Below are 12,731 nucleotides of genomic sequence, written 5' to 3'. Positions count from 1 at the left end.
GTCCACTTTTTTATTATGAAAGAAAAGAGAAAACCTATTAAATCAGGGATTAGAATTTGGCACAGTACTTGCAATATAAAAGATGAACAAGAAAATAGGAGGGCTGGACATGTTAAAAACAACTGAAAGTAAAGGGAATGAAATTACGAAAGAACAAGCTCGTTGGATGTATGAAAAAATGTTAGAGATTCGTAAGTTTGAAGACAAGGTGCATGAATTGTTCGCGCAAGGCGTTCTGCCAGGTTTCGTTCATTTATACGCTGGTGAAGAAGCAGTAGCAGTTGGTGTATGTGCCCACTTAACAGATAGTGACAGTATTACAAGTACGCATAGAGGTCACGGCCATTGTATCGCAAAAGGTTGTGATTTAAATGGCATGATGGCCGAACTTTTTGGGAAAGCGACAGGGTTATGTAAAGGTAAAGGTGGTTCAATGCATATTGCCGATTTAGATAAAGGAATGCTTGGTGCAAATGGGATTGTAGGCGGAGGTTTTCCACTTGCTTGCGGTTCAGCATTAACAGCTAAATATAAAGGAACGAAAGATGTAAGTGTTTGCTTCTTCGGTGACGGAGCAAATAATGAAGGAACATTCCATGAAGGGGTTAATTTAGCAGCGATTTGGAAGTTACCAGTTATTTTTATCGCAGAAAATAACGGTTACGGTGAAGCAACAACATTTGAATATGCGTCAAGTTGTGATTCCATTGCAGATCGAGCGAAAGCTTACAATATTCCAGGTGTTCAAGTAGATGGAAAAGATTTACTTGCAGTGTATAAAGCGGCGGAAGAAGCAGTAGAACGTGCGCGTAATGGCGGTGGTCCAACAATAATTGAATGTATGACATATCGTAATTACGGTCATTTCGAAGGTGAAGCGCAAACATATAAAACTTCAGAAGAAAAAGAAGAACAATTAAATGAAAAAGATGCGATTGTGAATTTCCGTAAGCATTTAATTCATGAAGCTTTATTAACAGAATCTGAACTTGTGGATATGGAAAAGGCAGTAGATGAAGCAGTGCAACAATCAATTGAATTTAGTGAAAACAGTCCATATCCGGAAGATGAAGAATTATTAAAAGATGTATACGTTTCTTACAAATAAGAGGAGGGTGAAAAATAATGACTAGAACAGTAAGTATGTCAACTGCAATTAATGAAGCGATGAAAATATCAATGCGTCGTGATGAAAATGTAATTTTAATCGGAGAAGATGTTGCAGGCGGTGCACAAGTGGATCACTTGCAAGATGATGAAGCATGGGGCGGTGTACTCGGTGTTACGAAAGGACTTGTACAAGAATTTGGTCGAAATCGTATTTTAGATACTCCAATTTCAGAAGCGGGTTATATGGGAGCGGCGATGGCAGCTGCTGCAACAGGTTTACGTCCGATAGCTGAATTAATGTTTAATGATTTTATCGGTAGTTGTCTTGATCAAGTATTAAACCAAGGTGCAAAGTTCCGCTATATGTTCGGTGGAAAAGCGAAAGTGCCAGTTACAGTACGTACGATGCACGGTGCTGGATTTAGCGCAGCGGCACAGCATTCACAAAGTTTATATGCGTTATTTACGAGCATTCCAGGTATAAAAGTTGTCGTTCCTTCCACTCCTTATGACGCAAAAGGCTTATTATTAGCGGCAATTGAAGATGACGATCCAGTAATCTTCTTTGAAGATAAAACACTTTACAATATGAAAGGCGAAGTACCAGAAGGGCACTATACAATTCCTTTAGGAAAAGCAGATATTAAACGTGAAGGTTCTGATGTAACAATCGTTGCAATTGGAAAACAAGTTCATACAGCACTTGCAGCTGCAAAGCAATTATCGGAAAAAGGACTCGAAGTAGAAGTAATCGATCCACGTTCTTTATCACCGCTGGATGAAGATACGATTTTAGCATCTGTTGAAAAAACGAATCGCCTGATTGTTATTGACGAAGCAAATCCAAGATGTAGTATCGCAACAGATATTGCGGCAATTGTAGCGGATAAAGGATTCGATTTGTTAGATGCACCTATTAAACGAATTACAGCACCACATACACCAGTTCCGTTTTCGCCACCACTTGAAAAGTTATATTTACCAACGCCGGAGAAAGTAATTGAAACTGTATCAGAAATGATCGGAGACCAATCTTTATTACATGTGTAATGAAACGATGAGAAGGGAGAGAGAAACATGGCTGTAGAAGTTGTAATGCCGAAGTTAGGTATGGCGATGAAAGAAGGTATTATTACGAGCTGGAATATTAAAGCAGGTGATAATGTAGAAAAAGGTGAACTAATTGCTAGTATTAACTCGGAAAAAATCGAAACTGAAATAGAAGCACCAGCTGATGGAACTGTTCTTGATATAGCTGTAAGTGAAGATGAGGGAGTGCCGCCGGGTACTGTAATTTGCTACATCGGTAAACCGGACGAAAAAGTAGAAGTTCATGAAAACATACATGTTGTAGAAGAAAAAGCATCTAATCCAGAACCTAAAAAGGTACAACATCCAGAACCATATGCGATAGATGTGACGAAGCAAAGAGTTAAAATATCTCCAGTAGCAAAGAAAATTGCAAAAACTGAAAATCTCGATATTAGATCATTAATTGGTACAGGACCTGGCGGAAGAATTACAAAGGTAGATGTATTAAAGGCGCTTGAAGAAAGAGTAGCAATTCCAGAAGTACTTGAACAAGAAGAAAGTAAAGTCATTCCTATTACTGGTATGCGAAAAGCAATTGCGAACCGTATGCATGCAAGCTTACAAAATAGTGCGCAATTAACATTAACGATGAAAGTAGATGTTACAGATTTAGTTGCTTTACATAAAGAAAAAGCGGAAGTTGTACAAAAACGATACGATAACAAACTAACTATTACTGATTTCGTTTCTCGTGCTGTTGTATTAGCGCTTAGAGAGCATAAAGAAATGAACAGCGCGTATATAAATGATGCCATTCATCAATTTGAACATGTTCATTTAGGTATGGCGGTCGCGTTAGAAAAAGGATTAGTCGTTCCAGCTATTCGCTTTGCTAATAATCTATCTTTAGTAGAGTTATCTAAAGAGATTAAAAATGTGGCACAAAAGGCACGAGCAGGCAGTTTAAGTAGTGATGATATGCAAGGGACAACATTTACAATTAGTAATTTAGGTAGCTTCGGTATTGAATATTTTACGCCAGTATTAAATACACCTGAAACTGGTATTTTAGGTGTAGGTGCAATTGAACATGTTCCTGTATATAAAGGGAAAAAATTAAGAAAAGGAAGTATGTTACCTTTAAGTTTAACATTCGATCATCGTGTACTAGACGGTGCACCAGCAGCTGCATTTTTACGCACAATTAAAGAGTATTTAGAAGAGCCTGTAACAATTCTTTTATAAAGAGAAGGTGAGAAAATGAGTAATTTAGTTGTTATTGGGGGCGGACCTGCTGGTTATGTAGCGGCAATTACCGCGGCTCAAAATGGAAAAGATGTCACTCTTATTGATGAAGCTGATCTTGGCGGGACTTGTTTAAATGTCGGTTGTATGCCTACGAAATCATTGTTAGAAAGTGCGGAAGTATACGATATTGTTAATCATGCGAATCGTTTTGGAGTATTAGTAGATAAGCATAATATATCAATTGATTGGAAACAAATACAGACGAGAAAATCACAAATCGTAACGCAGCTCGTCCAAGGAATCCAATATTTAATGAAGAAAAATAAAATAAAAGTTATACAAGGTAAAGCGAAATTTGAAACGGATCACCGTATGCGAGTTACACACGGTGATAAAGAAGATGTAGTAGATGGAGAACAGTTCATTATAGCGGCAGGATCAGAACCAACTGAATTACCTTTTGCTCCATTTGATGGGAAGTGGATTTTAAATAGTAGTCATGCAATGTCCCTAGAAAATATACCAAAATCATTATTAATCGTTGGTGGTGGTGTAATAGGTTGCGAGTTTGCAAGCATTTATAGTCGTCTTGGAACAAAAGTTACGATTGTTGAAATGGCATCGCAATTATTACCTGGTGAAGATGAAGATATCGCACAAATTTTAAGGGAGAAACTAGAAAATGATGGCGTGAAAATATTTACAGGAGCGGCTTTAAAAGGATTAAATAATTATAAGAAGCAGGCTTCATTTGAATATGAAGGAAGTATCCAAGAAGCCAACTCGGAATTTGTTCTCGTTTCTGTAGGTCGAAAACCACGTGTACAAGAATTAGCTTTAGAAAAAGCAGGCATTCAATTTTCAAATAAAGGAATTTCTGTGAATGAACATATGCAAACAAATAGATCACATATTTACGCAGCGGGTGATGTGATTGGTGGAATACAGCTTGCTCACGTTGCCTTCCATGAAGGAACGACAGCGGCATTACACGCGAGCGGAGAAGATGTGAAAGTAAACTATCATGCTGTACCTCGCTGTATTTATACAGCTCCAGAAATTGCTAGTGTCGGTTTAACAGAAAAAGGAGCAAGAGAGCAATACGGTGACATCCTCATCGGAGAATTCGCATTTACAGCGAACGGAAAAGCGCTTATTATTGGAGAACAAACGGGGAAAGTAAAAGTTATTGTGGAACCTAAATATCAAGAAATTGTAGGGATTTCTATTATCGGTCCTCGTGCAACCGAACTAATCGGACAAGGAACGGTGATGATTCATACAGAAGTAACCGCTGATATAATGAGAGATTATATTGCAGCACATCCAACTTTATCTGAAGCAATCCATGAAGCATTATTGCAGGCGGTAGGACATGCTGTACATGCTTGAAGGTAAAAAGACCAGTCTAATATGATGATATTATCCCCTTTAGGTAGACAGTGTAAAAAAGACCATGTACACACATGGATGTTACACTATTACTTGGAGGGGATTTTTCATGACTAAAAAAGGATCGACATTTAATACCTATTCAGAAGAATTAAAGTTATCAGCTGTTCAAAGTTATTTAAACGGAGAAGGAAGTTACAATATGATAAAGGAAAGATATCAGATTAGAAGTTCTACCCAACTTAAAAATTGGGTCAAAAAATATAAAGAATGTGGTGAGATTACAGATACTCGCGGGAAAAATGGGGGAATGAAAGGTATACCAAACCCTCTAAAAGGAAAACGTGTTTATTTTAAGACAATTGAAGAGGAACGTGACTACTATAAGGCACAGGTTGAATATTTAAAAAAGCAGTATCCAAATCTATAAATGGAGGTGTACTAAAATATAAAGAGAGATATCATATCATTGAATCATTAAAGACAAAGTATCCAGTTATATGGCTTACGAAATTTGCGGGTGTACATCGTTCAAGTTACTATAAATGGATTCATACCAAAGGTATGAAAAACATACGACTAAAATCCGAGAAACGATTAAAAAAGGTAATACGATCTATTCACGTAAAGCACAAAGAATATGGTTATCCACGTATGAAAATCGCTTTACAGGAAGAGGGATATTTTATAAATCACAAAAAAGTATATCGCTTAATGAGTGAGCTCAATATTCAATCTATTATTCGAAAGAAGCGTCGCTTCTTTAAAGGGAACTATTCCAATATTTTTCCGAATGTTTTAAACCGTGAATTTAAAGATCGCCAACAAAATGAGGCACTTGTTACAGATATTACTTACCTACGATTCCAAGAGGGATTTCGGTATCTTTCTGTTGTACAAGATGTTTATAATAACGAAGTTGTTTCTTGGAAAATATCTACGCGCAATAATAATGAACTTGTATTAGATACGATTGAAATGTTGGCACAAAAAAGAGATGTGCGTGGAACCATTCTCCATTCAGATCAGGGATTCCAGTATACATCTCATGCCTACAACAAACGACTTTCCGATTTAGGTATCATTGGTAGCCACTCTCGCAAAGGAAACTGCCATGATAACGCTTGTATCGAGTCATTTTTCTCCCATTTTAAATCGGAGATGTTGTATTTGAATCATTTTAAAACAGAAGAAGATTTAATACAAGCAATTGAAGAATATATTTACTTTTATAACTATAAACGGTTCCAAAAACGACTCAACCATCGAGCTCCGATAGAATATCGAATCTCGATGGCTGCTTAGTCTTTTTCATACTGTCTACTTGACAGGGGTAAGACCAATGACTGGTCTTTTTAGTAAATAATATTTAAGTAGCAATATGTATAAAAAGATACTAGAAAAATCACTATACTCTCATGTTTTTTTAATCGATGAGAGTATAGTGATTTTGAAACTTCTTCACTTATTTAATTGAAATGCGCTGTTACTATTTAATTTCAATAGCTGAAGTTATATCGTTCCAATCTGCAGCTAAATTAGCAGTTTGACCATACCAATCAGAGTGTCTAAAGGAGACACCTTTTCCATATCCTTGAGTTGAAGAATGTTCCCATAGTGTTGTTGAATAACTTGCAGAAGGTGAAGCTGTACTTACAGAAGAAATTCTGTCGTTCCAGCTAGAAGGTAGGTTTTTAAAGCCACTGCTCCAATAAATATACTGTCCACCTTTATTTTGATGCTCATAAAAATCGGTACTACCAGCACCACTACCTAAAGGGTTAATTTGATTTTTAAGTGCCTTTTTATCCTTTTCAATAAAAGCATTCAATGTTTCTCTGCTAGTAAAGCCATAAGCTAACCAATCTCCATTTTCATTTTGCTTAGGTAGTACCATAGTAATTTGGATGTCTTTTTTTGATTGATCGCTTAATTTTGTGAATGAATTAACATTCTTTTCATCAACTTTTAAATAATCAAATGATTTAATTGTATTATCTTTTTCTGCAGCACTTACTACTCCTAATCCTCCAGTTAATGCAAAACCTGCTACTAATGCCCCTGCTACTAATTTCTTCAACATATAACCATCCCTTTTTGTTTAGATTTTTGTACAGGTAAAACTTGTACATGTAAAATGTATTCTAATTTCACATTTTTGTAAATATTCTGAAGTTTTAGAAAAAATAGTTATTGGAATGATATAATAAATAGATATATTGCTTTTGTTGGATGTTAAAATGTTTTAGGAGGAAAGCCATTGAAGTATTTCAATAAAGATTGGTATAAAGAAATGCAAGTATCTGGATTTTTAATTTTCTCAGAAACATTAGAAGAATGGGAAGAGATTTTGCGAGAGAGCGAAAAGGTAGGAATGGATTATAAGAAAAGTTTGAGAGAAGACGTGGAAGAAAAGAAAGAAGATTTATTAAAGTTTCTACCTAAGTCACTACATCCATACATTTATGACAATACAATTAAGTCAGAATACCCATCAGAAAAGTTAAAGAAACTTATGCTTGATTGGACAGAAGATTATGAGAAAAGAATGAATGATTTAGAACAAGCTTATATAGATAATTATAATGCTATAAAAGAAAAGCTCACGCAGAATGTCGTTCAACTACATGAATACTCACTACATGACAGTGTAGTCAAAACAGTAGAGAGAAGATCAAAAGATACGCTAATTATTACTTTAGATTGCAGTGGTACTTTCAGTGAATTTGACAAACTGGAAGTAACTTTTACAGGCGTAACGAAATGTTCTATTCTGGAAAATTTTGAAGGTGCTTGGTGGTTATATCATGAAATAGATCTTACTAATGAAGGTTTCGAATTGGGTGTTTTATTTGATTGCCCATTTGAAGAAGTGACGATTTGTGCAAAAGATATATTGTTTGAGAAAGGTAACTAGTAAACTTTATAACTTTACAAACAAAAAAAACAGTCTTATATGACTGTTTTTTATTTAGATGCTAAATTATCAAGTTTCCAATATGTATCTGTTAACGGCGCAGCTTTGCTATCTATGTATAAATACATATTATTTAAATCTTTTGGAGAAGTTTTCATATTAAATACAATGTCGGTAGTTAAAGAAAACTCAGATGGAACCTTTTTAGCATTTTCATTTTGTATAAATTCACCTTCGTATTTTTCACCCGTTTTTTCATCTTTTATGAAATATTTTATTTCTGAAAGATCTATCGTTTGTCCGTTAGCACGAGCATTATTTATAGTAACGCGAGCTGTGAGACGCCACTCTTTGTCTATTTTATCGAATTTTGCATTTTCAACAGTCGCTCTATAGTATTCGTTTTTAAATATTTCCCCATAGTGCATTGCATTCTTTTCAAAAGCGCTCTTTTCTTGTTTTGGTGCAGTATTTCCACTACATCCTGCCATTATTCCTGTAAATAATAATGCTGTACAAGTTACTTTAATTATAGATTTCATAGTAATCCCTTTCTGTATTAAAAAGTAAAACATAGGAATAATTTTACATCAATAGGAAGGTAAATGGAAGTATATTTGTGGAATATGCAAATATACATTTATTTCGTTTTCAAGTTAATGGGATAAAAATAGAGAGAAAAACTGTATAAAGCTGAAGAAATAAGAATTGAAAATATTGTAAAACAGAAAAAACATGCATATAATTGAATGAGAAGAGTTAAATTTCTGAATCTTCAATAAGGGTGGTGATAACATGTTCACTGAAGAGCGTAGAGAGAAAATTTTAGAGTTACTTAAGAGAGATGGAAGAGTAATCGCAAAGGATCTTGCGGAAAGTTTTGATATGTCTATTGATTCTATAAGAAGAGATTTGTCTATTATGGAGAAGGATGGTTTATTAAAAAGAACGCACGGAGGTGCAGTTGAACTTACGCGAGTGAGAAACTTAGCTGCCGAACCATCGAAACGTTATCGTGATAGTTCAATAGATGAAGATGCGATTGCGAAAGTTGCTGTATCCTACATACAAGAAGGAGATTCCGTTTTTATTGGCGGGGCTTCCATTCATTATGCCATGTTAAAGTATTTACCTGAAACATCATTTACAGTTATTACGAATGCTTTAGAAATTGCTAGTAAGTTACGGGAATATAAGAACATTGATACGTACTTAATTGGTGGAAAAGTGAAACCATCAGGAAATATGACAGATACACTGGCCTCTGAATTGATAAGTAGATTCTCTATTGATCTTTATTTCTCTACAGGTGGCGGTATTTCATTGAATGGTATAAGTACTGCGACACCGGAAGTTGCTTATTTTGGAAAAACAGTAAGTAAAATTGCTAGAAGAAATATTTGTTTAGCTCCTCATAATAAACTTGGAATAGACTGCTTTATAAAAGGAGAGTCACTGATAGAAATTGACCTTATAATAACAGATGAAGGGGCTAGTAAAGAAACGATTCAACAATTTGAGAAACAAGGTAAAGAAATTGTAATAGCGTCAATAGACCGCATTTAAAAGGAGTTTGAAATGATTATAAAAGGACAAGAGTTTCATATAAATGGATTAACTTATACAGTTCGTTCTGCAGCTGAAACGGATGCTGAGCAGTTATCAGAAATTAGAGTTCAGATCGATGGCGAAACTGAAAATATGGATAGAGAAGCTGGAAAGGGGTTTATTGATAAGATAGGGTTTCAAAAAATAGTAAAAACAGATAGTGAAGAGATGAAGAATCTTTTTTTAGTTGCAGAAGTGCACAACCGAATCGTAGGATTTTCGAGATGTGAAGGATCAAATTTGAAGAGATTATCCCATAAAGTAGAGTTTGGTGTTTGTATTTTAAGAGAGTTTTGGGGATATGGAATGGGTAAGAGTCTATTGCAACAATCTATTCAGTGGGCTGATGAAAATGAAGTGAAAAAGATATCATTGCAAGTGTTAGAGACAAATGAAAAAGCCATCCAACTTTATAAAAAATTAGGTTTGGAGGTAGAAGGTATTCTAAAAAATGATAAAAAACTTTCGGATGGTAAGTATTATAGTACGGTAGTAATGGGAAGGTTTACTGATACTTTTCATAAAAGAGGTGAAGAAGTATGTTTTACAGAAGGAAATACTATGTAATAAAAAATGAATTCATAGAAATATTTAATGATCATTTCAATGATACTAATTTACCTAATCAAATAAAATATGGTTCTCGTTTAATAGGACGCTGGATGAAAGATAATAATGATGATACGACTGAAGTATTTGCAATATGGGAATATGATAGTTATGAACAGTATAAAGAAATTGAATCAAAAATTAGAAGCGACAAGATACATGTTAAAAGAATACATGATTGGTATGAAAAACATGGCGGGAAAGAATATGTTTTACAGGAGTACATATTAGAGTTAAAAAATGAAGAGTTAGTATGTACTGTAAAGTGATAGAGGGGTGAGGAATAATGGGAATTAAAACAAAATTATATTTTAGTTTAGCATCCACCATTTTATTTGCAATAGCGGTGATAGTTTTCTTTATAAACGGCAACCCACAAAAGTGGTTTTGGTTATGTATTTTCTTTGCGTCCATTATACAAAATATAGTTCTACTAAAAAAGAATAAAGAAGTTTATTAAGATATTCAAATTATTAACATATTTGTGTCATCTTTCTAGTTGTATTGAAAACGCTTTTATTCAGTTTTATAATAAAAGTATGTTTTATAAATCTCCAAAACAATTAATAGGGGAGATGATACAATGTTAGCTTCACCGTTTTACTTACATACATGGAAAAAGTTTGTTGATGAAGGAGTCCTTGATTCGAACCGTATAAACGAAAGAATTTCAGAGTCATGGCATCGATGTAAACAAGCAAATGTGAATCCTCATATGAATAAAGGTCAGAAAATTTTGTCTTCTGATATTTTTCAGGATCAAAAGAAAAAGAGTGAAATCTTCCTTGATATAGCAATACCTCAAATACAAAATATGAGAAAAACCATTGATGAACTGCAAATGATGGCATTATTAATTGATCCAGATGGTTATGTTCTATCATTAAGTGGAAATCAGCAAACGTTGAAACGAGCGAAACATATTAATTTTATTGAAGGTGTGAAATGGACGGAAGCAGCTGTTGGTACAAATGCGATAGGAACAGCGTTACAGATTGAAGAGGCTATTATGATAAGTGGTACAGAGCATTATTCTGTCGCATCTCATAGCTGGAGCTGTGCGGCCTCTCCGATTCATAATGATGACGGGAAATTAATTGGTGTTCTAGATTTCTCTTGTCCAATTGAGTTTTCACATCCATATATGCTCGGAATGGTAACTTCGATCGCGCATGCGATTGAACGTGAATGTAGTATTCGAGTACATCAAAATGAACTGCATTTAATCCATCGTTTTTTAGATATAATTGACAGTGATGAACAAGTTGTTATTTGTAACCATCGTGATGTTATCGTTTCTGCGAGCAAGAGGGTTCGTGAACGAGTATGTAATTGGTCACGAATGAAACTTGAAGATTTAATGCACAATGGATTGAAACCTAAATTAGAGGTACCGGTATATAGTAATGATAGAATGATCGGGAAATGTATTTACTTAAAGGAAAATAAAAAAGAAAATTTATTTTCTACTTACCCGTTTATAAACGGAATTACTTTCCCTGGAGTTATTGGGACAAGCAGCGTATTTCAACATACTTTAGAAGAAATTAAGCTTGTTTCACCAACTGACGCTAGTGTATATGTATGTGGTGAAACAGGTGTAGGGAAAGAATATGTAGCGAGAGCGATTCATGAAAATAGTCCAAGAAAAAACGGTCCTTTTATAGCTGTTAACTGCGGTTCATTACCGAAAGAATTAATGGAAAGTGAATTATTCGGTTATGCTGAAGGTGCATTTACAGGTGCGCGGCGCCAAGGATATAAAGGGAAATTCGAACAAGCAGACGGAGGAACAATATTTTTAGATGAAATTGGTGAAGTGCCGCCAGAGATGCAAGTGGCATTATTGCGTGTTTTGCAAGAACGAACAGTAACCCCAATTGGTAGTTCAAAAGAGGTACCAGTAAATATTCGTATTATTACTGCGACACATAAAGATTTACTAAGATTAGTAGAAGAAGGGAAATTCCGTCAAGATTTATATTATCGTTTACATGTTTATCCGCTATATGTTCCGTCGTTAATAGAAAGAAAAGAGGATATTCCGTACTTCATACAACATTTTTGTGAACGAAAGGATTGGAATGTTGTATTTCCAAAGAGTATTTGTAATCAATTTTCACAGCATACATGGCCCGGAAATATTCGAGAATTATTAAATGTATTAGAACGCATATACATTTTGTCGCAAGGACGGGAAATATGCGAAAAACAAATCTCTTTTTTATTACAAACAATGATGGGAAATCAACATCAACTTGAATTGCAAGCAGAAAATAAAACGGAGCATACATTAAATTTCCGTGAAAAAATACAGCGTGATAGCATGATTGAAGCGCTAGAAAAGACGAACGGAAATGTTTCGTTAGCTGCAAAACTATTAGATGTGCCACGCAGTACATTTTATAAACGTATGCAAAAATTTAGGCTATAAAAGTAGATTTTTGTAATCTACTTTTTCTTTATGGGCTCACGTTCTGTCGGAATGTGCGCTTGCCAGGGAAATAATAGAATAATTAGAAAGAAGATTTCCTGAAGGGGGTTAGCATGTGAAGTATATTGAAATTGGAATCGGGAATAGGTGGTTCATTCGAACGGAAACCGAAAATAAAGATGGAACTGAATTCGAGGAACGAGGAATTATTAAACCAATTTATTTTGAGTCTTTATATGTACGGATTTGGTTTCGGAAAACGTGTTTTATTTTTGATACGAAAGAGGGCTTTAAGAAAGTAAGAAAAAGTAGAGCTGAGTATAAGTTTATTGTTGGAATGGTGAGTAGGTTAAAACAATAGAATCAAACAGGGGGTGTTTT

Annotated in this window: 13 protein-coding genes; 11 read left to right on the top strand and 2 right to left on the bottom strand. The window is 34.7% G+C overall.

Features of this window, described 5'->3' with window-relative positions:
• Positions 1–109 precede the first annotated feature (109 nt).
• The 5 genes from acoA to QCI77_RS13785 all read left to right on the top strand — a co-directional run bounded on the left by acoA (position 110) and on the right by QCI77_RS13785 (position 6,087).
• Positions 110–1,108 carry an acetoin:2,6-dichlorophenolindophenol oxidoreductase subunit alpha gene (gene acoA / locus QCI77_RS13805; RefSeq protein WP_215589744.1) on the top strand — a complete coding sequence of 333 codons (999 nt, stop codon included), beginning with the start codon at positions 110–112 and terminating at the stop codon, positions 1,106–1,108.
• 17 nt (positions 1,109–1,125) lie between these two features.
• Positions 1,126–2,160 (top strand): acetoin:2,6-dichlorophenolindophenol oxidoreductase subunit beta, encoded by a 1,035-nt coding sequence (acoB, locus tag QCI77_RS13800; RefSeq protein WP_002127716.1) that lies wholly within the window; start codon positions 1,126–1,128, stop codon positions 2,158–2,160.
• 27 nt (positions 2,161–2,187) lie between these two features.
• Positions 2,188–3,387 (top strand): dihydrolipoamide acetyltransferase family protein, encoded by a 1,200-nt coding sequence (locus QCI77_RS13795; RefSeq protein WP_353825056.1) that lies wholly within the window; start codon positions 2,188–2,190, stop codon positions 3,385–3,387.
• Positions 3,388–3,402: 15 nt separating this feature from the next.
• A complete protein-coding gene (gene lpdA, locus QCI77_RS13790; RefSeq protein ID WP_353825055.1) occupies positions 3,403–4,782 on the top strand; it encodes a dihydrolipoyl dehydrogenase in 1,380 nt (459 codons plus the stop codon).
• A gap of 109 nt (positions 4,783–4,891) precedes the next feature.
• Positions 4,892–6,087 (top strand): IS3 family transposase gene (locus tag QCI77_RS13785; RefSeq protein WP_483298979.1). Its coding sequence is split into 2 segments (ribosomal slippage): positions 4,892–5,186 and positions 5,186–6,087, totalling 1,197 coding nucleotides; the frame shifts between segments, so codons are not numbered across the junction.
• A 184-nt stretch (positions 6,088–6,271) separates the two neighbouring features.
• Here QCI77_RS13785 and QCI77_RS13780 read toward each other — a convergent pair.
• Positions 6,272–6,865 (bottom strand): hypothetical protein, encoded by a 594-nt coding sequence (locus QCI77_RS13780; RefSeq protein WP_000914428.1) that lies wholly within the window; start codon positions 6,863–6,865, stop codon positions 6,272–6,274.
• A gap of 177 nt (positions 6,866–7,042) precedes the next feature.
• Between QCI77_RS13780 and QCI77_RS13775 the strand changes: the two genes are divergently transcribed.
• Positions 7,043–7,699, top strand: a complete 657-nt coding sequence (locus QCI77_RS13775; protein ID WP_353825054.1) for a DUF4085 family protein — start codon at positions 7,043–7,045, stop codon at positions 7,697–7,699.
• A 50-nt stretch (positions 7,700–7,749) separates the two neighbouring features.
• Here QCI77_RS13775 and QCI77_RS13770 read toward each other — a convergent pair whose 3' ends face one another.
• Positions 7,750–8,241, bottom strand: coding sequence for a hypothetical protein (locus QCI77_RS13770; protein ID WP_353825053.1), 492 nt, complete (start codon positions 8,239–8,241; stop codon positions 7,750–7,752).
• A 253-nt stretch (positions 8,242–8,494) separates the two neighbouring features.
• Here QCI77_RS13770 and QCI77_RS13765 point away from each other — a divergent pair, with 253 nt between their 5' ends.
• The 5 genes from QCI77_RS13765 (at position 8,495) to QCI77_RS13745 (ending at position 12,711) form a co-directional block, all read left to right on the top strand.
• Positions 8,495–9,265, top strand: a complete 771-nt coding sequence (locus tag QCI77_RS13765) for a DeoR/GlpR family DNA-binding transcription regulator (RefSeq protein WP_353825052.1) — start codon at positions 8,495–8,497, stop codon at positions 9,263–9,265.
• 12 nt (positions 9,266–9,277) lie between these two features.
• Positions 9,278–9,874 (top strand): GNAT family N-acetyltransferase, encoded by a 597-nt coding sequence (locus tag QCI77_RS13760; protein WP_353825051.1) that lies wholly within the window; start codon positions 9,278–9,280, stop codon positions 9,872–9,874.
• The gene (locus QCI77_RS13755) at positions 9,847–10,185 is read left to right on the top strand and encodes an NIPSNAP family protein (RefSeq protein ID WP_256486185.1); all 339 of its coding nucleotides are present in this window, start codon (positions 9,847–9,849) and stop codon (positions 10,183–10,185) included. The genes QCI77_RS13760 and QCI77_RS13755 overlap by 28 nt, the downstream gene beginning before the upstream one ends.
• 314 nt (positions 10,186–10,499) lie before the next feature.
• Positions 10,500–12,350 (top strand): sigma-54-dependent Fis family transcriptional regulator, encoded by a 1,851-nt coding sequence (locus QCI77_RS13750; RefSeq protein ID WP_353825050.1) that lies wholly within the window; start codon positions 10,500–10,502, stop codon positions 12,348–12,350.
• Between the two features lie 115 nt (positions 12,351–12,465).
• A complete protein-coding gene (locus QCI77_RS13745) occupies positions 12,466–12,711 on the top strand; it encodes a DUF3977 family protein (RefSeq protein WP_000873838.1) in 246 nt (81 codons plus the stop codon).
• Positions 12,712–12,731: the final 20 nt, after the last annotated feature.

This window comes from Bacillus cereus group sp. MG9 (genome assembly GCF_040459995.1).
In the GTDB taxonomy this organism is placed as follows: Bacteria; Bacillota; Bacilli; order Bacillales; family Bacillaceae_G; genus Bacillus_A; species Bacillus_A mycoides.
The sequence above is the reverse complement of the archived record's forward strand: the minus strand, read 5'-3'. Positions and strand labels throughout refer to the sequence as shown.